We start from the raw sequence: 21,944 nt of genomic DNA, 5'->3' as shown, positions 1-21,944 counted from the left end.
TTGCAATCTAGCATTTTTCTACAAAGTGCTTAGTTAATCCAAAAATAAGCCTGCAATATGCGCAGACTTATTTCACACACTCCTCAAAATGTGCTTGGAACCATTCTTTATTAATATCTTTTCCGATGAAAACAACTTCACTTACTCGATCTTCGCCCTCTTGCCACTCTCTATCATACGAAGCAGCAAATAACGTATGTACGCCTTGGAAAACGATACGTTTATCCACTCCATCAATCGATAAAATTCCTTTGTAGCGATATAAATATTCTCCTAGTTCTTGAACGACAGCTGACATCCACTCATTTAGTTTTTGTAAATCTAACGGACGCTCTTCGCGTAGTACAAACGATTTTACACCTTCTAAATGATTATGCTCTGTATGAGGATAAATTTGTAACGTATCTTTCGTTTTAAACGTTTGAATTTGTAGTAACGATGGAATATCCACATCACAATTAGTCGACTGAATTAACTTTGCAGTCGGGTTTATTCCTTGAAGTTCATGTAAGAGATTTTCTTTTTCACTCTCTTCAATTAAATCTAACTTATTCACTAATACAACATCAGCAAATGCAATTTGTTCTTTTGCTTCTAGCCCTTTTTCAAAATGTTTATGTATATGATAACTGTCTACTACTGTTACAACACCGTTAATTTGGTATGCAGATTGAATAACAGGATCTAAAAAGAATGTTTGAATAATAGGACCTGGATTTGCAAGACCAGTCGTTTCAATTACTAATCCATCAAAGTCCATTTTCCCTTCTGCTTTTACGTCCAGTAATTGTTTTAACGCAACGAGTAAATCCTCACGTACAGTACAGCACAAACAGCCGTTTGTCATTTCCATAATTTCTTCTTCAACATTCATAATCAACTGATTATCAATACCAATTTGCCCGATTTCATTTACGATCACCGCTAATTTCTGACCGTGATTCTCTGATAAAATACGATTTAATAATGTCGTTTTCCCTGATCCAAGAAAACCAGTTAATATTGTTACTGGAATCATGCCTTACATCTCCTTATAGCTATATGTTTCTACATTATAGCACATAGAAAAAATCGTTTTTATAGCAAAACATATTTATTGTTTGTACGCCCCTCAAACTATATAATAATATGTAGTAAGAAAGCCTTTTCAAAATAATAATCATTCATCAGGGGGGTACTTATAATGGAACGAGTTCAAATGGCCGAAACGCTAGAATTTTCTCGTATTATTCAAGGGTTTTGGCGTTTAGCAGAATGGAATATGACGAAACAAGAGTTACTTTCTTTCATTGAAGATTGTATGGATATGGGAATTACTACTTTTGATCACGCTGATATTTATGGCGGTTATACGTGTGAAGGACTGTTCGGAGAGGCATTACAACTAAAGCCTTCCTTACGCGAAAACATGCAAATCATCACAAAATCTGGAATCGCTCCCCCATCACCGAAATTTCCAGAGCGTTATGTTGCTCACTACAACACTAGTGCAGAACATATTATTCAAAGCGCAGAAGCTTCACTTAAAAATTTACATACAGATTATATTGACGTATTACTTATCCATCGTCCTGATCCTTTCATGGATCCAAATGAGGTGGCAGAAGCGTTCTCTCGCTTAAGACAAGAAGGAAAAGTTCGTCATTTTGGTGTATCTAACTTTTTACCTTCCCAATTCAATATGTTAAGTTCATACTTAGATTTCCCGCTTATTACGAACCAAATTGAAGTATCAGCTCTGCAACTTGAGCATTTTGAAAAAGGAACACTTGATTTATGTCAGGAAAAACGAATCAATCCAATGATTTGGTCACCTCTTGCTGGCGGAGAAATCTTTACTGGTCAATCAGAACGTGCTGTACGTGTACGTGAAACTGTGCAAAAAGTCGCTACTGAGCTAGGTGTTTCTAGTATCGATACGGTTATGTATGCTTGGTTACTTGCACATCCAGCTAAAATGTTGCCAATCATCGGCTCAGGTAAATTAGATCGTGTTAAAACAGCCGCTCTTGCTACAAAAGTTAACTTAGACCGTCAACAATGGTTTACAATTTTCGAAAGCTCTAACGGACATCCTGTACCATAATGCACAAAAAGAAGAGCCGTTTCTCTACAGCTCTTCTTTTTCATATGTATTTCTAGTCATCGCAAATACACACATATCCCTTAATCCATTTCCATCTACTGCAACACTCGCACTTTCTAACGTACCTTCTAATTTAAAGCCCAATTTTTCAGGGATCGCTCTACTCTTCTTATTTAAAGCATCACAACGAATTTCTACGCGGTTTGCTTTCAGTTCAGAAAAAGCATAATCTTTTATCCCCTTTGCAGCCTCGACCATATAACCCTTTCCACTAAACCTCGAATCAATCCAATACCCGATTTCAAATTGTGGTATATCCCAATTAATACGATGCAATCCGCTAGATGCGATAAACTCGCCTGTTTCTTTCGAAAATACTAGTAACCTTAAATCCTCACGCTGTAAAAATTGAATATGTGACTTTCTAATGCTCACTTCTACTTCTTCCTCTGTTTGCTCTTTTTGTGCAAAAACCATCCATGGTTTTAATTCTTTCATAGAAGCTTGAATGGCATCGTATACAGCTTTACCATCACCCGGTTTCGGCATTCGAATCAATAGCCTTTCAGTATAAAATTCAGAAGGAAAATCGAATAATAACGGATTCACTTTCAACACTCCCTATAATTCTTTTATATATAATAATATCCATCTCAAACTATACAGTAAAGAAATTTCTGAATTTTATACATTTAATTCATTTACATCTACCGCAACACGAACGCCAGATTCAATTGCCCCTTGTATCCATCCGTGATATAACGTTGTATGGTCTCCAGCAAAGAATATTCTTCCCTCTGGTTTGACAATCGCTGGTTGCAACTCTGATTCTTGACCTGCCTGAAATAGAGCAAACCCTCCAAGTGCATATGGATCCAACGTCCAACTTTTTGATATACCAGATAAGAATTCATCATATACTTGACCACCTAATATCGTTGCTAAGTTTTGTAATGTGTAATAAATACGATCTCCCTTTGATAATCCATCCCATAACAACGCATCATATGACCACGTATAGCTTCCTAGCATCATTGCTGGTCCCTTTCCTCCAATTCCATAGCTTGGATAATAGGCGTAACGAATTGGCAAATCCGTTATAATTCTGCCACCTAATTGTCCTTGTTCTTCCCAAAATCGACTTTTAAATTGAATTCCTATTTTTGTCGCAGGCATATAATGCAATTCACGAATTGCTTTCCATTTCTCATGCGATATAGAATCAAATGGATCTACTTCTACAAACCGCATTGTTGAAAACGGAATGGTCACAATAACTAAGTCCCCTGTAATACTACTATATTCAAACGTTTCTTCGTTTCGATAGAAAGCTGTCACACCATTATCATGCTGATGTAGCTTCATTAATTTTTGATTATATATAATATCTTCCTCTAATTGTGGTAAAAAAGATTTTGGCAATCTATCATTCCCGCCTATTATTTCACAAAATCCGCTCTCCTCTTGCATAATGTATAAAAAACGTAATGTCTCAACGAATGACCTTTCTAAAAAACCTTCTAAATCTAACAAAACGCCAATCATCTCAATTGTTACTGGTGAAAAGTAAGTATTATATTGATAAGGGTGATATTTTAAAAATTGCCCTGTAGAGTATCTCCCAAAATCCTTTACTACAACATCCCAATTTTTCTCTGGGTTCTTTTTAATAAAATTTATAATAGGCTGCACCGCTAACAATAATAGCTCCTCAGACGTTTTCCCAACTTCATTCATTTCCACAGGATACTTTAATATATTTGGATCTTTTTCATATTGTTTTAATGTCGTTTTTCGGCCGTTTACGTAAATAATATCAGTCTCATTCCTATTAATAAAAGGGCTTACCTGTAGCCCAAATTTTCTTATATATGCCATCGTTAATGTATGCGAATACGGAATTCTCATCGCCCCTACATCCAAATATAAACCGGTATCTTCCATTCTAACTGTCTCTATGCGGCCACCTACCCGGTTGTTTGCCTCAAAAATCTTCACTTCATGTCCCGCAGCTTTTAATAAAGATGCCGAAACTAATCCAGCCATGCCGGCCCCTACTACAATAATTTGCTTCGGGCTCGTCGTCTTCTTTAATCCTTTATCTATAATTTTTAACGTTTCATCCATCTCCGTGTTATACATTATATCTTTCTGCACAATTCCACCCCTTACTTCATCAAATGGGCATTAGTCGTTTAGTGCATTTTATTCATAAATTTCTATAAACATAACAACAGAGCAAGTTGAATATTCACTAAAAATACATAAGAGATCGCTCTCACATCTCTTTACGCTTCGTATAATATAGCAACAGCAAATAAGGAGTGGTTGAAAATGAAACCAACTTACGACTACAATGCTACAAAGAAGTATTTAGAAGAAAAGAAACAACAGCTATATACCAAACTTAGTAATATGCATCTATCTAAAAAAGAACGTGAACAACTAAAACTTGAGATTGATAACTACGAATATATTCTAAATGTAGTCGAAATGAATCATTATGAACGAGGATTTTCACGTTAAAAGTGGATATGTAATTTATCCACTTTTTATTTTGAGCATTTCATTACGCATTTTTCGTAAGTAAATATATAATAGGATGTACATTAAGATTGAGAGGTATATTCTATGATCAAATTAAGTGTATTAGACCAATCCCCTATTTCAGATGGTAGTACGGCAGCCCAAGCTTTTTCACATACAGTTACGCTTGCGCAAGAAGTTGAAAAACTCGGATATACACGCTTTTGGGTATCAGAACATCACAATTCTGTAAGCCTTGCTGGCTCAAGTCCAGAAATACTTATTTCTCATATTGCAGCGAAAACGGAGCGGATGAGAGTCGGTTCGGGTGGTGTCATGTTGCCACACTATAGTCCGTATAAAGTTGCTGAGAATTTCCGTGTTTTAGAAGCGCTTTATCCAAATCGTATTGACCTTGGTGTCGGCAGAGCACCTGGCGGTATGCCCATTGCAACTCGCGCGCTTCAAGAAGGAAAAATGGTCTCACTTGATCAATATCCAGAGCAAATTGCAGATGTTGCAATGTACTTACATGATCAAGTACCAGAAAACCATCATTATGCAAATTTAAAGGCTACTCCTGTAATTCCCACATCTCCTGACATGTGGTTGCTTGGCTCTAGCGGAGAGAGTGCAAAGATTGCCGCACAACAAGGTGCTTCTTTTGCATTCGCACAGTTCATAAACGGATACGGTGGACCCGAGGTAATGGAGGCCTATCAAAAACAATTCCACCCTTCCTATTTAGGAGATAAACCAAAATCAATCGTCGCTATTTTTGTTATTTGCGGTGAAACAACTGAAGAGGCGGAAAAAATTGCTTCTAGTTTAGATTTATCAATCTTATTACTAGAACAAGGAAAGCGTACAACTGGTACACCTTCTATTGAAACTGCACAAAATTATTCATACAGCGCCTATGATTTATTCCGTATAAAAGAGAATCGTCAACGTATGATCGTCGGTGATCCCTCTTCTGTGAAAGAACAAATCGTAAACTTAAGCAAAGCGTACAATACTGATGAATTTATGATTGTCACAATTACTCATCGATTTGAAGATAAATTAAATTCTTATCGCTTACTAGCGAATGCTTTTCATTTATAAGGATAAAAGGGAGATACATCCATTATGATGCATCTCCCTTTCTTACTACTTATTACTTTTGTCTTCTATATATTTAATAGCTTCTTTTAATAGTTCATCAAAATCCTCAGGATAATCATGTTTTAAATTAGGTACAACTTTAAACTCATGTTCTATATTCTTATCTTTTAATACTTGTACAAATTGCTGCGTACATTCGAAACAATCTTCATCTTGATCCCCGCACACTACATATCCCTTTATATTTTTATCTTGTAGCACTTCCAACAACTCATTCCATTCATCAATCTCTGGAAGCCACGGCGCCATAAAAATAAAACCATCTACATCTATATCTTTATGTAAAATTGTATACAAAGCTACTCTGGCACCAGCAGAAAAACCACCAATTATTACACTTTCTCCCCTATGATTTTCTATAAACTTAACGTAATGCTCTTTTAATTCTTCTTTCCCTCTCTGTATATCATCCCAAACAAACCCATCTGAAAACTGAATTTGCGAAGACTGTGGTAAAGCTAACGTATAATCTTGATCCAAAACAGATTTCCAATATGGTTCTACTATTGCTATATTTTCTTGATCACCATGCATTGCAATAAATAGTTTTTCTTTTTTCTTACTGTCTATATATTTCACATCTGCTCGTTCTGTTTTCTTTGCTAACTCTTCTCTTTCTTTACATAATTGAACCATTTGATGAAACTCTTCAAATTTATGTAGTGGTTTTAAATCGTCGTCCGAAATTAAATACTCATTTCCATACCAAAAACCCTTTTCTATAATAGCTTCCTTCATTACATGCATCGCTTCTTCTTCAAGTCCTGCTGCACTCGCTAATGCATATTTAAAATTATATATTTGAGCCTCATTCCCTACTATACCTTTCGCATGCTCCATTATATAAGTGTATGCTTCCAAACTTCCTTTACTTGCATAGCAATGTAACGTTTCATTTAATAATTGAATGTAAGTCATGCTATTTTTCATACACGCATTCCCCCATATTCTTTTATAATATGTATTTCTCAAGCCTTTTTACTATTTTGTAATCACTATATATAACTCACGCTAATGGTACTTAATCATTACTCCTCTTCGTCCAATAAGTTTAGTATAAAGTTGAATAAACTGAAAAATCAATATTTTTATAAACAAAAAAAGACAACAATATATTTATTGTTGTTCTCAATACATCTACCCACTCTTTTGTTTTTTTCTATCTGGTTTACTTGAAACTAAATAATGTTTTTCTGAAATATATAAGTCTCTTTTTAATATACGATCTAAGTAAGGTCCTAGTTTCATTCCGCATATGAGGCGATCTTCACTACCTTCTACAATTGGAAACATTTCTTTTTCTGTTACATACTGATCTACTGCCTTTTGTACGATATCAATTTCTTTCACTAAGTTTAAGTTTTCTTCTGTATGTTCAAATACCTCAAGCGTTTCCTTCGTAATAAGAAAATGGTTTGTTGGAAATGCAGGTAAATACGGCTTTAACAAATCATAATTCACTGTATAATCATCATTTACTAATACTGTATAAACGATATTAGCATTCTTTTCTAAAAACTTGGCCATCGCTTGTTCCAATTCATCTTTCGTAATTTCACGCTCTTCTTTTCCAGTTTTGAAAAAGCGAAACATCGCATCGCCTCCTTTTTACTATATTATAGCATAAAAGAAAACTGAAAAATCACAAAAAAGTCATTGAAAGAATTTTTCAATGACTTTTTTCTTTATATTCTTATATTTATCCCACTTTAATGGGCAGTAAGCCCCCCACTGATTAAAGTTTCACTTTATTTTAAGAACGCACTTAGCATCCATACATGTTGTTCTAATGTTGTATGAATTGCTAACAACATGTCCGCTGATGTTTCATCGCCAGCTTCACCAGCAACTTCCATGCCTTCTTTTAATTCTTGAATCAATGCAGAGTAATCATTCACTAATGTTTGCACCATTTCTTCTGCAGATTCCTTGCTTGTCCCTTCATTCACACTAGATGTTGCCAAATATTCTTTCATTGTCGCTAACGGCTTACCTTCCAATGCTAAAATACGTTCTGCTAATTCATCAATATACGTTCCAGCTTCATTGTAAAACTCTTCAAATTTCTCATGTAATGTAAAGAAGTGTGGTCCTGTCACATACCAATGATAATTATGTAGTTTCACATATAACACATTCCAGTTTGCTACCTGCTTGTTTAATACTTCAACAACATTTGTTTTCGTACTCATACAATCCACTCCTCTTATCATTTCATAATGTTTGTCTTTTAAGAACCTAGTTACATATTACCATACTTTTCCTATCCTTTCGAACGATTGGCTCATATGTAACAAAGTTTTAACACCTTTAATACTTCCCTAATATCTTTTCATTCATGTATGTTTTCTAACAGTTCATACGTCTAATTGTCCAAGCTCATACATATGCATAATAGTAAATCAAGCTCATCGTAGTAGAAAGAGGGATAACATGGACAATCAACAATGGCAAGTAGCAAAGAAAGTCGCTGCTACTTATATTGGAACAGTCGTTGGAGCTGGATTTGCTACTGGACGAGAAATTGTTGAATTTTTTACAGTGAACGGATTTTATGGAACTATTGGTATATGTGTAAGTGGATTTTTTTTTATTTGGCTTGGCACAAAGATGATGTTACTCTCCTCACAAATCGGTGCATTTTCAGCGCAAGAATTTAACAAATACTTATTTGGGGATGTATTTGGAAATGTTGTAAATACACTATTATTACTCGTATTATTTGGTGTAACGAGCGTTATGTTATCAGGCGCTGGAGCGGTATTTGAAGAGCAACTTCGTTTACCAAGACAACTCGGTATTTTCATTACAGTAATCGCCTGTCTCATTATAGGTAGTCGCGGATTACAAGGGGTTTTTGAAGTTAATACACTTGTCGTACCTATTATGATGATTTTCATTATCGGACTTGCTATTACAACGTTTTTTCACGGTACAACTCCTATTAGTAATACTATTCCTGCAGAAAGCTGGAATATGAAGTGGATAACTAGTCCTATTACATATGTCGCCTTAAATCTTTCTCTCGCCCAAAGCGTCCTCGTCCCGTTAGCCAGTGAAGTAAAAGATCGAAAGGCCATTTTATGGGGCGGTATTTTAGGTGGGGCAGGACTTTCTTTAATATTATTATGTAGCCATTTAGCTATCTTATCAGTCGACCAATTTTATCAATATAACATTCCAATGGCTGAAGTCATAAGAAAATTCAATGCCACTTTTCACTTTTTCTTTGTTCTTATCATTTTCGGTGAAGTATTCACAACTTTAGTTGGCAATGTGTTCGGAATGACAAAACAAATGCAATCCATCACTGGCTGGAAAAATAATAATATTATTTTCTTCATTTTACTAATAAGTTATTGCTTTAGTTACGTTGGTTACAGTGAATTACTCCACATTCTATATCCTATAATCGGGTGGGTCAGCATCATTTTACTTCCGATTATTGCTTTTAAACAACTTCAAAAAACATAAAAGAAGCATCCATGTTATTGGATGCTTTTTTTATATGTTCATTCACAATCATCACATACTTCCCAGTACGGCCCCATTTCGAGTGCTAAATACGGCTTTAATTGCAACCGAATCATCCGACTAGGCATACGTTCTAAAACGAATTGAATCCCTTCTTCTTCTTCGTCTAATTCAACTTTTGAAATCGCAATTCTTTGCATCGTCGAAATAGGCATTCCATCTTTATATAAAGTGATTTTCACCTCATCATATTCATTAAAATACAATTCAACACTCATTTGATTTTTCAACATTTCATTAACAATTTCATATTTATCATTTCGTTCCTGGATTATATATTTCCAGCCGCCTCTACCTTCTTCTTTCGGAGCTGCTTGAAACAATGTCATCAAATCCTCGTATAGCATAAGATAACCCCTCTCTTACTAAAAAACGATGAGTATTTTATATACCCTTTATCTCTATCACTATCCATATGTATTGTACCATATATCGCCGTTTTTACCGTATTCATTTGCTTCATAACTGCATATAAAACACCTGATTCTCTGTATTACTTTGTGGATTGTATCTTAATTCATTTCTTAATACCCTTCTAAAGCTTTCAAATCATATCAAACTTAAGGAAATGCTTTCTTTGTCCATCCTCCACTTATTATTTCCTTGCAACAACAAAAAAGAAGAGTGACTTATAACACTCTCCTTAAAAGAATTTCCCCGTAGCTGCTAATGCTAATACTAGTATTAAAATTGTAAATAATAAGGATACAATGAAACTAAAAATAGGTAATGCTTTCTTTTCATTCTTCTTAAAGAGTAACTTTAAACTAAGAAAGATGTTTACTGGTACAAATATAAAATAAAAGTATTTAACAATTTGCACCGAACTATTTGAAAGTGTTTTTAAAATAAACACTTCAATGAGAAAAACCATGAAAAACGAAATACTTAACCAAAATGAGACATAACTAAGCCAAGAATGTCTTTTGGTCCCCCAGTACACTCCCATATTAATAATCTCCTTTATTTGCATTCTATATGATTATAATTATACATAAAGTTAACAAATACCTCTATTTTTCGACAAATATTATACATGATATACCTTTAAACATCATAAACATACTCTTTATCACATTTCATGTTACATAGTAAAAACAGACTACTCCAAAATCGCATACTGCTATTTTGGAGTAGTCTGTCCTTTATTACACTTTAAATCTTTCAATTAACCCTTGTAACTCTTCAGCCATTTGAGATAATGTACCCGCCGCAGAACTAATTTCCTCAATGGACGCTAATTGTTCTTCTGCTGATGCTGCAACGTTTTGAGTACTCGTCGCATTATTCTGCGCTGTCATTGCAATTTGTCCTACCGAAATAGACACTTCATTTGCACCTTTTGACATCCCGTTAGCCGTTTCAACCATCGTTTTAATTTGATTGGCAATTTCATTTGTAGATTGTAAAATCTCAGTAAAGTTTTGCTTCGTTTCATTTGCAATAACAAGTCCAGATTGAACTTCTTCATTTACATGACCCATAGACTTTACCGTCTTACTCATGTCATCTTGTATTTCACATATTAATTTACTTATTTCACTAGAAGATACGCTAGACTTCTCCGCCAATTTACGTACTTCATCTGCAACAATTGCAAATCCTCTTCCGTGCTCTCCCGCTCTTGCAGCTTCAATTGCTGCATTCAAAGCTAGAAGATTTGTTTGATCTGCAATATTTTGAATTACTTCTAATATGTCACCAATTTGCTTTGATTTATTATTTAGTAACTGAATAACCTCATCTGATTGTGAAACAGATTCTGCAATTGACTGCATTTGATTTACTGTTTTTCCGACTAGTTTCCCACCATTTTCTGCTTTTTCACGAGTATGAGCCGAAGCCGTACTAATTGATGATGAACTATTTGCTACATGCTGAATGCCTTCTGTTACATCAAATAGTAACATTGCCCCATTTTCTACACTTGTCGTTTGCGTTGTTGCCCCGCTTGATATTTCGTCCATTGCCATCGTAATTTGCTCAGTCGCTTCACTCGCCTGTCTTACACTTGCTGTTAGCTCTTCTGATGCTGCTGCAACATGTCCAGCCGAAGTATTAATTCTTCCGATTAATGTTCGCAATGCATCTGTCATCTCATTAAATCCTTTTGCAAGTTGACCGATTTCATCATTAGAATGAATATCAATTGTTTGCGTTAAATCTCCCTCACTTATTTCTTTAGAAGTGACAACTAATCTTTTTAAGGGCTTTGTTATAGAAAGTGTCACAAAATAAATAAGTGCCCCACCTATAACTAATGAAATGAACATAACAATTAACATATTATAAAATACAGGCTGCGCAGCTTCAATTACTTCATTTGAGTACATAGTCCCGCCAATTTTCCAACCTGTTTTTACATTTGTAGCAAATACCATTTGTTTTTCACTACCGTCATACGTATAAGAAAAAGCCCCATGATTATCTTCATAAATTTTCTTTGCCCAAGAATCGGCTGCTTTTTCTCCTGATTTTTCTTGAGGGTGTGCAATTATTTTTTGTTTCCCATCTAAGATGAAAGCATATCCCTTTTTACCAATATTAATTAACTTCGTTGTTTTTAATAAATTATCTAAACTTAAATCTACCGCTACAACACCGTTTTTATCTTCTGCTTGTTTTGCAATCGTTACGACAATATGTCCATTTCCTTTTGCCTTATACGGCTCAGTAATTACAATACCACCTTGTTTTGCTACTGCATCTTTATACCAAGAACGTTCTGTTGGATCGTAGTCTGCTGCCATTTGTATATTTGGTTCTTGTACAAATTTTTTATCGTTTCCAGCAACATATACTTGTTCAACATCTTTATTCAAATTGATATATTGTGATAATATTTTTCTTAATTCCTCTTGATTATCCCCTTGATACATATTCCCTTGAATCACCCGTGCAAAATTATTTACATCATTAAATTTCGCCTCAATCATTTGATTGATTAAATTATCTAATATTTTTATATTGTCGTGAGCACTGCTCGTAATTTGTGATTCAAAATTCTTTTTAGCTGTTTGATAAGACATGCCTCCTATAATAGAGACAGCCGCAATTAAAATAACAAAAAATGAAATTAATAGTTTTTTTGCTACTTTCATATCACGAAACCAATTTAATAGTCTACCCATTACAAACCTCCTGCTTTTCAATTTTAAAAGTTAAATCTAACGAATTATAAATATTTCCCATTCCCTAATTATTATTTTCATAACCTATTATGATGAATACTTTGTAAAGTTTAAACAATTAATTTCCCTTTGTCCATATATATGAATAATATTATTATAAAATTTACAAATGCAAAAAGCCAAAGGGAACCACCCTTTGACTTTTCACATTTTTTTATGCTGTTTAGAAATCTTTTTCCACTTATCACGCTCTGCCCTTGCAAGAATAGCATCTTGTTTTCTAATGAAATACGCTAGTTCTCTTTGTAATTTTTTATAGCTTTGCAAACGATTTATCGTCATAATCCCGTTATCAATTGCACTATGCACTGCGCACCCTGGCTCATTTTCATGCTTACAGTCCCTAAAACGGCACGTTTTTGCTAGTTCTTCAATATCAGAAAATGTTGTTTGAATTGCATCGCTTCCTTCCCAAAGCTGTAGCTCCCTCATACCAGGAGTATCAATAACTAAACTACCACTCGGTAATCGGAACAATTCACGATGAGTTGTCGTATGCCTTCCTTTACTATCTTCCTCACGAATATCACCCGTTTTTGCTACTTCAATTCCTATAAGTGCATTTAACAAAGTGGATTTTCCAACCCCAGATGATCCGACTAGAGCAATTGTTTTTCCTGAAGAAACAAATTGCTGCAACGATTCAATACCAGTATGTTCTAAACTATCAACAACGAAGATCGGAACACCAATTGCCACAGCTTCTGTTTCAACGATTTTCTGTTCCACGTCCTCACATAAGCTACTCTTTGTTAAAACAATTACAGGCATTGCACCGCTTTCATACGCTAATAGTAAATAACGTTCCATTCTTCTTACATTAAAATCATGGTTAAGTGCATTCACTAAAAATAGATAATCTACATTTGCTGCTATTACTTGCTCTTCCGTTCGAGTACCAGCCTCTTGTCTAGAAAAAGAGCTTCTTCTCGGAAAAATACGATGAATGATCGCTTTCTTTTCATTCTCTATTTTCTTTATATACACCCAATCACCAACCGCTGGATAATCCCCCTTCGTTACTGCTTCATGCCGAAACTTACCAGACAGCTCAGCCATATATTCACCATCATTACAAATAATTCGATATATATGCTTATGCTCAAGTAAAATACGCCCTACCTCAAAGTTCTCTACAGCCTGTTCCTCAAAGAAAGAATCCCAGCCGAACGATTCTAAAATATTTTGATTCAAATTGATATCCTCCCTAGTGTAAGCTAAGCGGAAGGATCGTGCGCTAACTTATACAGTCTCGCCCTTTCCATCCACCTTTGTATTTGGTTTATTATTCATATAAGTTATGTTCGCCATAATACATCACCCCGTTCTCATTTTAATTACTCTCATTATATGGAATATCCATACAAAAAGCTACCTTATTTAACTTAATTTTCGAATAATTTATTTTTTATCATTCTAATTTGCCCACGGTGACTCATCTCATCTTCTAGCACGTGAAACCACAAATAGTACTGGTTATGCGCTACACCGTTAAGCCACTTTCTTTCTGACATAAGCCATTCATCATCTTGTTTACTCAAATACTTCAGAGATTCTTCTCGAACACTTTGTAGAAGTTGTACATAATACTTTATTTCATGACCACGAATCGTTTTCCCCTATTCTCCTAAATAGAGTGCGTCTTTCCATATTTCTAATTCTTCCTTTGTAAAGTCACGCTCTTGAAATGAAATAAGCTGATATGCTTTTTCAATAGCTGCTATATGCTTTAATAAAGCTCCGATGAAATTTCCACCACTTAGCATTGAGTCTAATTGCTCAACTGATAGATTGCTAATTTCCTGTAATGTTACAGCCCTCGTATGCTCCAGCATGCTGACTAATTCCCCTATATTTTTTGTATAACCATCCACACTTCTTATTCGGTAATCTATATTCATATCACGCACCCCTTTCTACATTCATATTAAGGAATAACTGCTTCATATAATAGACTCATATATATCAGATTTTTCTGATACAATTAAATTGAATATAGAAAAAACCAAACAAACTTTCTCAATATGCTTCTATGAAATATTAAAAGGAATCAATATAAAATAATCGAATCTTATTCACTAAAAGGAGTGGATTCGATGGAAATGTATCAATGGCTAACTGCTGTTCTCGTTGGTGGCATTACCGGTTTCGTTTCCCATCTAATCAATAACCAAGGTAAGTTATTGCTTCCACGCCGTTTGAAAACTTTTTTTCACTTTGGGTTTTTGACTGATATTTTCACTGGTAGTCTAGCTGCACTTCTTGGACTCGTTTTATTCGATGTCACCTTAATAAAAGAAATTATTAAAGTATCCATTGTGACTGCTATTTCCGGTCAGACTTTCTTACTACACCAAGCGCTCGGTGGTGAGCAGGCTAAAAATAAACAAATTGGGAAAGCTGATGAGAAGATTCAAGAAATTGACAAATTATTACGACGTTAGTCTGTACTTTCTTTAAAAATTATTGCTATAATAAACAATAAATATTTTCTATTGCGTCGTTTGTCAGAAGAAAGGGTGTTTCGTATGACAAAAAAGAAAATAGAAGATTTCTTAACAAACACTGAAAAAGAGGAACTGCTAGAAAACTATAAATGTTTACGAGAAGCCCGCACAAAAAGCGAAGCTAACTATTTTGGTGAAGCAGTAAACCATCTATTAAATAAAGCAAAACAACGAATTATTAAAGATGCAGGCATACATGATGAAAATGCAGCAACTGTTCAATCAAAAAGAAAAGCACTGTTTTAGTTCATTAGCTAAAACAGTGCTTTTATTATGTTATTTTTCACATTACTTTCACATCTATTTCACAATTATAAGTAGTCCTATATGTTATACTCAGTATATCCTTTTCCAAGGAACTATATGCCGATATATTAATCCCTATCTCTATAGGGATTTTTATTTTTGGGCTCTTTTTTTATTTGTAAAGACTTTATGACGCAATCCCACATAAAAACGTACTTAACGCAAAAAAACTCATTCCTATTACCATCACTTTTTTTCTATTTAATCCATCTGATATAGGACCAGCGATAAGTGCAAATACAGCGTATCCTAAAGCATATGAACTTACCATCCACCCTGACAACTCAGTTGAAATATGATACACCTGTTGTAAAGTTGGTAAAAGTGGTGAAATTAAGAAAGTATCTGTACCGATCATAAACATGATTGTAAAGAATACAGCTAGTACTCTTTTCATTTAAATCTTCTCCTTTTATATAAAGTGAAACTTTAATCAGCCCTCACCAATCGGGCTTTTATGGGCAGTTGATCCCCCCACCTACCTTCTTTACTTTCGCTGAATTTTGAGATGGGGGTCTTACTGCCCATTAAAGCGGGATAAAAAGAGGAAACTATCCCCCTTTCAATTAATCTTCTAAAATAGATTCAATCTCTTTCATGACTTTTTCATTCAATGAAACTTCCACCGCTCTTACACTTTCTCTTATTTGCTCCGCTCGTTTCCCACCAGGAATAACAGTATCAATTCCTTTTTGGTTTAATAACCACGCTAAAGCTAAATGCGATAATTCGAGATCCTTTTCTTTAGCTAAGTCTTTTAATTTTTCAACTTTCTTAAAGTTACTCTTATATGTATTCTCTTCAAATAGATTTACACTTTGACGCCAATCTCCTTTATTCAATTTGAAATCTTCTGTATATTTACCACCTAGTATCCCAAAAGCAAGAGGCCCGTAAGGAATAAATGAAATACCTGATTCTATACAATATGGCAAAAGTTCTTCCCTAGCAGTACGATCTAACATATTATACGGTGATTGTACAACATCTATGTGTCCGTGCTGATTCGCTTCTTTTAATTGCTCTACGTTTACGTTAGATATTCCAATTGAACGAATTTTCCCTTCTTCTTTTAGGCGAGTAAGTTCTCCAATTGAATCTATGTAACTTGTTTCTGGGTTTGTAAAATGTAAATAATATAAATCAATATAATCAGTTTGTAATCTTCTTAAGCTATTTTCTACAGCATTTCTTAAATAGCTCGGTTCATTATTCATATAAACCTCTCCATTTAATAACGGTTGTATTCCACCTTTGGTAGCAAGTACAACTTCATGGCGTTTTCCTTTCAATACTTCTCCCACCAATTCCTCTGATCTACCGAAACCGTATGAATCTGCCGAATCAAAAAATGTAATCCCTTGCCCGATAGCTTCTTCTATTAATCGTTTTCCTTCTTCCTCATTCACATCAGCATATAAATTATGTCCCCCTACAGCGTTTGTTCCTAACCCCAATTTTGAAATATGTAGTCCTGCCTTTTGCAATTTTGTATACTTCATTTTTTCTCCCCCTATATTTCTATTGTTCGAATATATTCGAACAATAGAAATATACCACTTTATATGTTATAGTGCAAATATATTAACTTATACAAGCAGGTGAAAAAATGCGTACTCTCTATCATCCAAATCGAGAAGAAATTCAATTCTCTTCTGTTCTATATGCACTTAGCGATCAAATTCGTTTACAAATTGTAACTATGCTACTAGAAAAAAACGAACAATCTTGTGGCGCGTTAAACATTCCAATCGCGAAATCAACTTTATCACACCATTTCAAAGTTTTACGTGAATCCGGTGTTATGTATACACGCCTTGAAGGAACTCAACGTTTCATTTCAATTCGTGAAGATGACTTAAATGCTAGATTCCCCGGTTTATTAGATGTCGTATTACATGCGACAGAGCCATACTAAAAAACATCTCATAAAAATATGAGATGTTTTTTAGTAATTGTTATTCTTTCAATAAATCTAATAAACCATTCCCTTCAGATGTACGTTCATATCCTAAAGGTACAGTTCTTTTAATAAGTTGTGCATATATTTCTGGTTCTGATAACTTTCTACCATATTCCCTTTCACACTGCTTTATGAGCAATGCCAGTGCTCCAGCGACATGCGGTGTCGCCATAGAAGTACCACTTAATACAGCATATTTCCCTTCAGGATACGTAGATAATATTTCATCGCCTGGCGCCACTAAATCAATTTCTTGATTTGAATTACTAAAACATGCGATTTTCCGATCTAAATTGACAGCGCCGACTTCAATTACTTCTGAGTATGCACCTGGGAAATCTAGTTCCTCCGTGTTATCATTACAATCTCCATTATTCCCAGCAGCACATACGACGAGAACATCTTGCTTTACCGCATTTTGAATTGCTTCATGTAATTCCGGAACGTCTTGCGGGCCACCAAGTGACATGGAAATGACTCTAACTCTTTCTTTATTAGGCCCTCTCCAATTTACAGCATAATGAATCGCCTCAATAATTTGCTCATAACTTCCAGAACCATCCCCTGCTAAAACCTTTAACACTAGCATTTTAGCAAGTGGTGCCACTCCTAAAACACCGATTCCATTTTCAGTCGCTGCAATTGTCCCCGCTACATGAGTACCGTGTCCGTTATTATCAAGATAAATATTTGGATCTCCTTCGTAATCTTTCGTGAAATTTCTTCCGCCGATAATACGATCCTTTAAATCTATATGATTCGTATCACACCCTGTATCTAATACGGCAACGACAATATCTTTTCCTTTCGCACTCTTCTCCCATACTTGCGGAGCATGAATGAGTTGTACACCTGGTGGAATTTCATTTACTTGTTCAACCACCTTATCTACTGTAAAAGGAATCAATTGTATACCTTTTTGTTTATTCGCTGTACTACTATTCATCGTAATCCCTCCTGAAAATATATTATTTTCATTTCAGACCACTTTTGAAAACACTTACATGTAACATTCGTTTTATGTGTTTCGTTTTCCTTCCTTAAAAATGTTTCTCAATAAGGCTTACGAATTTTATACTACTCTTTTATCCCGCTTTAATGGGCAGCCTGATTGGTGAGGGCTGATTAAAGTTTCACTTTATTTATCTCGTAATTTTTAGAAACGAAAAATTACGAGATAAATAAAAGGACCAATTGAATGGTCCTTTTATAGTTTTTAAAGAATGATATGAAATTTTAAAAATAATTTGAATTAAGACTAAACCTCACTCTTGTTTAAAAATTTTTCTATTTCTTTTATTAAATATTTCGCTCCATCTATACTAACAGTAATGTTTCCATTTGCTAATGATATGTTTTGATTTGAAACATCACCTGTTATTTGACAAGCATTGTAAGGTTGATATTTTTGTAAAATGACTTTGTCTTCTTCTACGAAAATTTCAAGCGGTGATTTAATTTGTATTCCCAATACATCACGTAATTCTTTAGGAATTACAATTCGTCCTAATTCGTCTACTTTTCGAATAACTCCTGTTGCTTTCATATTACTTCCTCCCTTACTTTTTATTAATTTTTCCACCTCGCTTTTTCCATTTTATCACTTTTTGGTAATACCTGCCTCTTTTTAGAAAATTTTGTACTCAAGTTAAAAAAACACATTTAACGAATACGTAATCTCTCTTTCAATTGTTTTAAATAACGAGATCGAATCAGTAAAAAATATACAACTTGAATTCCTATGAAAATACTTAATACAATCGCATTTTCTTTAAATAGTGAGTACTCAAACATCTGTCCGAGTGCAGTTAACGCTACTGCCCCATGTAATGTTGCAACACCTATTGGAACGAAGAATAAAAGTCCCAATCGAATTGTAACTACTTTCGATAATTCTCCACTTGTTAAGCCTACTTTTCGAATCATTTCAAACAAACGAGTATCATCCTCCAAGTCAGAAAACAAACGGAAATAAAGGAAGCTTCCTGCACATACGAAAAATACAATACCAATAAAGAAACCTACAAATAGAATTGGTCCTGCAATTTGTAAACTTTGGTTTTGTTCGTACTCTTCTGCACTAAACGTTGTATGTTCTTCATAAGGCTTCATCAGATGCGTTAGTTCTTTACCAACCTCAACTTCATCTTTCGTTCCTTCTGTTTTGTACACATAATCTTTTTCCTCTTTAAACCCATCTTGTAATGCATCATATTGATTTTTAGAGATTACATAAACGTTACCTCTTAATATTTTACTTAATGAAGAAGTATTAACTTTTTTCACATGTAAAGGTTCACTCAAATGTGGTAAAGTAATTTCTTTTCTTTCCTTCATCGGTGGTCCTGGTATATCGACTGACAAAAATAAAACTTCTTTTTGGGATACCGCATGAAAGGGTTCTCCTGTTAACTTCGCATATTCCTTATAGTCTGATTCCTTTATAAAGGTGGCGCTTTTTAACGACTGCTCCTCCGTTTTCTTCGTTGAAATATTAGTTTTTGAAGCTGCTATACTATGTTTCTTTAATCCTTCATCAATCATTTTCAAATGCTGTGATTCATTACTATTTCCTTGCTTAGAATGATAGTGAAACGCAATTGGTCTCTCCATAATCGCCTTTGTCATTGATGTAAAGCCAACTAATGTACCTATTGCTGAAAATGCTACAGTTGAAATTATGGTTACAATAAAGAACATTCTTGCATTATCTCTCATACGGTAAGCTAAATCTGACAACGTAATAATATTTGTCTGTGTCCAATAGAAACGTTTACTTTTTTTACATAGTCTAATAATAAAGACACTCAACTGCTTATACAGCAAATACGTACCAATAATGACTACCGTTGTAACAGGAATCATCATGATAAATACCATTGCACCGTGTGACATAAGCGCTCCTGCATATCCCGCACTAAGCAATATGACTGCTAATATAGAAGAAATAATGGATGCTCTCGGTTCCGGCTTCGCTTCTGCTGATCCTCTAAACAATTTCATAATTTTATTCTTCCGGATCATTCCTGCACTAAACAATGAAATAATCATAAATAATACGAAAAACATAATACTCGTTACAACAATGGCTTTCATTGGAATGTAATAAGGCAAGGAAATATCTAACTTTAATATCATGGGAGCTACAAACATTAATACTCCAGAAAATAACATTCCTGCTAGAATTCCAAAAATAATTGCCCCTATCCCAATCATAATATTTTCAAAAAAGATAAGACGCTTTAATTGATATTTCGTCATACCTAACATCATTAAAATTCCTAATTCACGCTTTCTCGTTTTTAAAAACATTCCCATCGAATATAAAATAAAGAAAAATGTAAATAAGTAAATAATGGACTGTGCAAACGACATACTTACGAACACGTATTGTCCCAATTCTCCAGCACTTAACGCCGGATGAAACGCAAAAAATGAATAAACAAAAAAAGCCATAATAGCAAATGCACTACTTAAAAAATATGCTGAGTATGTTCGTCTATTTCGCGTTACATTTCGGTATGCAAGTTCTCTAATGTTCATATTCCTTCTCCGCCCTTCTACTAACTATGTTCTTATATTAGTAAAATGCGGAAATAGCTTCCATCGATTCAAATGACAAAAACCTTACATTATTGAAAGGTTTCAAAAAAATTGCTTAAACGATGCAGTTTCATTATAATGACTACATTCATATTCATACACACATCCTATTGTATATTCGTTAATTTTGCGAAATAATAAAGGATAGAAGTATGTACCAATATACATATAAACTTATTTACCGCTTTAATATGAATAGGAGGAAAACATAATGACATTGCAAGAACAGATTATGAAAGCATTACACGTTCAACCTGTAATTGATCCGAAAGCAGAAATCCGTAAACGTGTTGATTTCTTAAAAGATTATGTAAAAAAAACAGGTGCGAAAGGATTTGTACTTGGAATTAGTGGCGGACAAGACTCTACATTAGCGGGACGTTTAGCCCAGCTTGCAGTTGAAGAAATTCGTAATGAAGGTGGTAACGCAACGTTTATCGCCGTGCGCCTTCCCTATAAAGTGCAAAAAGACGAAGATGATGCGCAATTAGCATTACAATTTATTCAAGCTGATCAATCTGTTGCATTTGATATCGCTTCAACAGTTGATGCTTTCTCAAATCAATACGAAAACTTATTAGGTGAATCATTAACAGATTTCAATAAAGGTAACGTGAAAGCACGTATCCGCATGGTTACACAATATGCAATCGGTGGACAAAACAGCCTTCTTGTTATCGGAACAGATCACGCTGCAGAAGCTGTAACGGGATTCTTTACAAAATTCGGAGATGGTGGTGCAGATTTATTACCATTAACAGGATTAACGAAGCGCCAAGGACGTGCTTTACTACAAGAATTAGGTGCAGACGAGCGACTTTATTTAAAAATGCCAACAGCTGATTTATTGGATGAAAAACCTGGTCAAGCTGATGAAACAGAGTTAGGTATTACATACGATCAACTTGATGACTATTTAGAAGGTAAAGCAGTTCCAACTGACGTTGCAGAAAAAATTGAAAAACGTTACACAGTGAGCGAACATAAGAGACAAGTTCCAGCATCTATGTTTGATGATTGGTGGAAGTAAGTAAAACATAAAAAAGAAGCTAATCTCATTT

At 34.5% G+C, this 21,944-nt stretch carries 22 protein-coding genes and 2 pseudogenes; 8 read left to right on the top strand and 16 right to left on the bottom strand.

Features of this window, described 5'->3' with window-relative positions:
• Positions 1-67: 67 nt before the first annotated feature.
• Positions 68-1,018, bottom strand: coding sequence for a CobW family GTP-binding protein (locus MR083_RS00785; RefSeq protein WP_000613439.1), 951 nt, complete (start codon positions 1,016-1,018; stop codon positions 68-70).
• A gap of 165 nt (positions 1,019-1,183) precedes the next feature.
• On the opposite strand from MR083_RS00785, the gene MR083_RS00780 reads away from it, so the two are divergent.
• Positions 1,184-2,086, top strand: a complete 903-nt coding sequence (locus tag MR083_RS00780) for an aldo/keto reductase (protein ID WP_000442802.1) — start codon at positions 1,184-1,186, stop codon at positions 2,084-2,086.
• A gap of 24 nt (positions 2,087-2,110) precedes the next feature.
• Here the strand turns inward: MR083_RS00780 and MR083_RS00775 are convergent, their stop codons facing one another.
• Complete coding sequence (locus MR083_RS00775; protein WP_001068760.1) at positions 2,111-2,695, bottom strand: GNAT family N-acetyltransferase; 585 nt, start codon at positions 2,693-2,695, stop codon at positions 2,111-2,113.
• 75 nt (positions 2,696-2,770) lie between these two features.
• Entirely contained in the window at positions 2,771-4,243 is a 1,473-nt protein-coding gene (locus tag MR083_RS00770; RefSeq protein WP_153044388.1) for a flavin monoamine oxidase family protein, read from the bottom strand.
• Between the two features lie 177 nt (positions 4,244-4,420).
• On the opposite strand from MR083_RS00770, the gene MR083_RS00765 reads away from it, so the two are divergent.
• Both MR083_RS00765 and MR083_RS00760 read left to right on the top strand, forming a co-directional pair.
• Positions 4,421-4,612, top strand: coding sequence for a DUF3896 family protein (locus MR083_RS00765; RefSeq protein ID WP_098924186.1), 192 nt, complete (start codon positions 4,421-4,423; stop codon positions 4,610-4,612).
• Positions 4,613-4,717: 105 nt separating this feature from the next.
• Positions 4,718-5,719, top strand: a complete 1,002-nt coding sequence (locus MR083_RS00760; protein WP_242268250.1) for an LLM class flavin-dependent oxidoreductase — start codon at positions 4,718-4,720, stop codon at positions 5,717-5,719.
• A gap of 45 nt (positions 5,720-5,764) precedes the next feature.
• Here the strand turns inward: MR083_RS00760 and MR083_RS00755 are convergent, their stop codons facing one another.
• The 3 genes from MR083_RS00755 to MR083_RS00745 form a co-directional block, all read right to left on the bottom strand.
• Positions 5,765-6,709 (bottom strand): alpha/beta hydrolase, encoded by a 945-nt coding sequence (locus tag MR083_RS00755; protein ID WP_000798305.1) that lies wholly within the window; start codon positions 6,707-6,709, stop codon positions 5,765-5,767.
• A gap of 207 nt (positions 6,710-6,916) precedes the next feature.
• A complete protein-coding gene (locus MR083_RS00750) occupies positions 6,917-7,372 on the bottom strand; it encodes a DUF3939 domain-containing protein (RefSeq protein ID WP_000488187.1) in 456 nt (151 codons plus the stop codon).
• A gap of 155 nt (positions 7,373-7,527) precedes the next feature.
• On the bottom strand, positions 7,528-7,971 hold the full coding sequence (locus MR083_RS00745; RefSeq protein WP_000105198.1) for a Dps family protein: 444 nt from the start codon (positions 7,969-7,971) through the stop codon (positions 7,528-7,530).
• Between the two features lie 241 nt (positions 7,972-8,212).
• Here MR083_RS00745 and MR083_RS00740 point away from each other — a divergent pair, with 241 nt between their 5' ends.
• Positions 8,213-9,253: a YkvI family membrane protein gene (locus tag MR083_RS00740; protein WP_000370194.1), complete on the top strand. Its 1,041-nt coding sequence runs from the start codon at positions 8,213-8,215 to the stop codon at positions 9,251-9,253.
• A 38-nt stretch (positions 9,254-9,291) separates the two neighbouring features.
• Here MR083_RS00740 and MR083_RS00735 read toward each other — a convergent pair whose 3' ends face one another.
• The 5 genes and pseudogenes from MR083_RS00735 to MR083_RS00715 all read right to left on the bottom strand — a co-directional run bounded on the left by MR083_RS00735 (position 9,292) and on the right by MR083_RS00715 (position 14,405).
• On the bottom strand, positions 9,292-9,660 hold the full coding sequence (locus MR083_RS00735; RefSeq protein WP_000965086.1) for a DUF3979 family protein: 369 nt from the start codon (positions 9,658-9,660) through the stop codon (positions 9,292-9,294).
• 296 nt (positions 9,661-9,956) lie between these two features.
• Positions 9,957-10,262, bottom strand: coding sequence for a hypothetical protein (locus MR083_RS00730; RefSeq protein WP_000539578.1), 306 nt, complete (start codon positions 10,260-10,262; stop codon positions 9,957-9,959).
• Between the two features lie 199 nt (positions 10,263-10,461).
• Entirely contained in the window at positions 10,462-12,444 is a 1,983-nt protein-coding gene (locus tag MR083_RS00725) for a HAMP domain-containing methyl-accepting chemotaxis protein (RefSeq protein ID WP_000533118.1), read from the bottom strand.
• 204 nt (positions 12,445-12,648) lie between these two features.
• A complete protein-coding gene (rsgA, locus tag MR083_RS00720; protein WP_001073064.1) occupies positions 12,649-13,698 on the bottom strand; it encodes a ribosome small subunit-dependent GTPase A in 1,050 nt (349 codons plus the stop codon).
• Positions 13,699-13,889: 191 nt separating this feature from the next.
• Positions 13,890-14,405: pseudogene (locus tag MR083_RS00715) on the bottom strand (DinB family protein).
• A gap of 195 nt (positions 14,406-14,600) precedes the next feature.
• On the opposite strand from MR083_RS00715, the gene MR083_RS00710 reads away from it, so the two are divergent.
• Both MR083_RS00710 and MR083_RS00705 read left to right on the top strand, forming a co-directional pair.
• A complete protein-coding gene (locus tag MR083_RS00710; RefSeq protein WP_000426318.1) occupies positions 14,601-14,948 on the top strand; it encodes a DUF4257 domain-containing protein in 348 nt (115 codons plus the stop codon).
• Between the two features lie 84 nt (positions 14,949-15,032).
• Positions 15,033-15,257 carry a hypothetical protein gene (locus MR083_RS00705; protein WP_000162606.1) on the top strand — a complete coding sequence of 75 codons (225 nt, stop codon included), beginning with the start codon at positions 15,033-15,035 and terminating at the stop codon, positions 15,255-15,257.
• A 193-nt stretch (positions 15,258-15,450) separates the two neighbouring features.
• Here the strand turns inward: MR083_RS00705 and MR083_RS00700 are convergent.
• Both MR083_RS00700 and MR083_RS00695 read right to left on the bottom strand, forming a co-directional pair.
• A pseudogene (locus MR083_RS00700) lies at positions 15,451-15,714 on the bottom strand (MFS transporter); the annotation flags it as partial.
• A gap of 169 nt (positions 15,715-15,883) precedes the next feature.
• Entirely contained in the window at positions 15,884-16,819 is a 936-nt protein-coding gene (locus tag MR083_RS00695) for an aldo/keto reductase (protein ID WP_000877939.1), read from the bottom strand.
• 107 nt (positions 16,820-16,926) lie between these two features.
• Between MR083_RS00695 and MR083_RS00690 the strand changes: the two genes are divergently transcribed.
• Complete coding sequence (locus MR083_RS00690) at positions 16,927-17,235, top strand: ArsR/SmtB family transcription factor (RefSeq protein WP_001259918.1); 309 nt, start codon at positions 16,927-16,929, stop codon at positions 17,233-17,235.
• A gap of 40 nt (positions 17,236-17,275) precedes the next feature.
• Here the strand turns inward: MR083_RS00690 and MR083_RS00685 are convergent, their stop codons facing one another.
• The 3 genes from MR083_RS00685 to MR083_RS00675 form a co-directional block, all read right to left on the bottom strand.
• Positions 17,276-18,226 (bottom strand): serine protease, encoded by a 951-nt coding sequence (locus MR083_RS00685; protein ID WP_001089044.1) that lies wholly within the window; start codon positions 18,224-18,226, stop codon positions 17,276-17,278.
• A 312-nt stretch (positions 18,227-18,538) separates the two neighbouring features.
• The gene (locus MR083_RS00680) at positions 18,539-18,826 is read right to left on the bottom strand and encodes an AbrB/MazE/SpoVT family DNA-binding domain-containing protein (protein WP_000648331.1); all 288 of its coding nucleotides are present in this window, start codon (positions 18,824-18,826) and stop codon (positions 18,539-18,541) included.
• A 116-nt stretch (positions 18,827-18,942) separates the two neighbouring features.
• Positions 18,943-20,823, bottom strand: coding sequence for an FtsX-like permease family protein (locus tag MR083_RS00675; protein ID WP_046646899.1), 1,881 nt, complete (start codon positions 20,821-20,823; stop codon positions 18,943-18,945).
• Between the two features lie 271 nt (positions 20,824-21,094).
• Here MR083_RS00675 and nadE point away from each other — a divergent pair, with 271 nt between their 5' ends.
• Positions 21,095-21,913: an ammonia-dependent NAD(+) synthetase gene (nadE, locus tag MR083_RS00670; RefSeq protein ID WP_000174882.1), complete on the top strand. Its 819-nt coding sequence runs from the start codon at positions 21,095-21,097 to the stop codon at positions 21,911-21,913.
• The last annotated feature ends 31 nt before the right edge of the window (positions 21,914-21,944 follow it).

It is taken from the genome of Bacillus cereus group sp. BfR-BA-01408 (assembly GCF_022663305.1).
Lineage (GTDB): Bacteria > Bacillota > Bacilli > Bacillales > Bacillaceae_G > Bacillus_A > Bacillus_A pacificus.
This window is presented reverse-complemented; position numbering and strand designations above follow the sequence as displayed.

What these genes read in the sequence shown, in the direction of transcription:
- MR083_RS00785 (WP_000613439.1), bottom strand. Translation starts at nt 1,018, where the DNA reads ATGATTCCAGTAACAATATTAACTGGTTTTCTTGGATCAGGGAAAACG.
- MR083_RS00780 (WP_000442802.1), top strand. Translation starts at nt 1,184, where the DNA reads ATGGAACGAGTTCAAATGGCCGAAACGCTAGAATTTTCTCGTATTATT.
- MR083_RS00765 (WP_098924186.1), top strand. Translation starts at nt 4,421, where the DNA reads ATGAAACCAACTTACGACTACAATGCTACAAAGAAGTATTTAGAAGAA.
- MR083_RS00760 (WP_242268250.1), top strand. Translation starts at nt 4,718, where the DNA reads ATGATCAAATTAAGTGTATTAGACCAATCCCCTATTTCAGATGGTAGT.
- MR083_RS00755 (WP_000798305.1), bottom strand. Translation starts at nt 6,709, where the DNA reads ATGAAAAATAGCATGACTTACATTCAATTATTAAATGAAACGTTACAT.
- MR083_RS00750 (WP_000488187.1), bottom strand. Translation starts at nt 7,372, where the DNA reads ATGTTTCGCTTTTTCAAAACTGGAAAAGAAGAGCGTGAAATTACGAAA.
- MR083_RS00745 (WP_000105198.1), bottom strand. Translation starts at nt 7,971, where the DNA reads ATGAGTACGAAAACAAATGTTGTTGAAGTATTAAACAAGCAGGTAGCA.
- MR083_RS00740 (WP_000370194.1), top strand. Translation starts at nt 8,213, where the DNA reads ATGGACAATCAACAATGGCAAGTAGCAAAGAAAGTCGCTGCTACTTAT.
- MR083_RS00735 (WP_000965086.1), bottom strand. Translation starts at nt 9,660, where the DNA reads ATGCTATACGAGGATTTGATGACATTGTTTCAAGCAGCTCCGAAAGAA.
- MR083_RS00730 (WP_000539578.1), bottom strand. Translation starts at nt 10,262, where the DNA reads ATGGGAGTGTACTGGGGGACCAAAAGACATTCTTGGCTTAGTTATGTC.
- MR083_RS00725 (WP_000533118.1), bottom strand. Translation starts at nt 12,444, where the DNA reads ATGGGTAGACTATTAAATTGGTTTCGTGATATGAAAGTAGCAAAAAAA.
- MR083_RS00710 (WP_000426318.1), top strand. Translation starts at nt 14,601, where the DNA reads ATGGAAATGTATCAATGGCTAACTGCTGTTCTCGTTGGTGGCATTACC.
- MR083_RS00705 (WP_000162606.1), top strand. Translation starts at nt 15,033, where the DNA reads ATGACAAAAAAGAAAATAGAAGATTTCTTAACAAACACTGAAAAAGAG.
- MR083_RS00695 (WP_000877939.1), bottom strand. Translation starts at nt 16,819, where the DNA reads ATGAAGTATACAAAATTGCAAAAGGCAGGACTACATATTTCAAAATTG.
- MR083_RS00690 (WP_001259918.1), top strand. Translation starts at nt 16,927, where the DNA reads ATGCGTACTCTCTATCATCCAAATCGAGAAGAAATTCAATTCTCTTCT.
- MR083_RS00685 (WP_001089044.1), bottom strand. Translation starts at nt 18,226, where the DNA reads ATGAATAGTAGTACAGCGAATAAACAAAAAGGTATACAATTGATTCCT.
- MR083_RS00680 (WP_000648331.1), bottom strand. Translation starts at nt 18,826, where the DNA reads ATGAAAGCAACAGGAGTTATTCGAAAAGTAGACGAATTAGGACGAATT.
- MR083_RS00675 (WP_046646899.1), bottom strand. Translation starts at nt 20,823, where the DNA reads ATGAACATTAGAGAACTTGCATACCGAAATGTAACGCGAAATAGACGA.
- nadE (WP_000174882.1), top strand. Translation starts at nt 21,095, where the DNA reads ATGACATTGCAAGAACAGATTATGAAAGCATTACACGTTCAACCTGTA.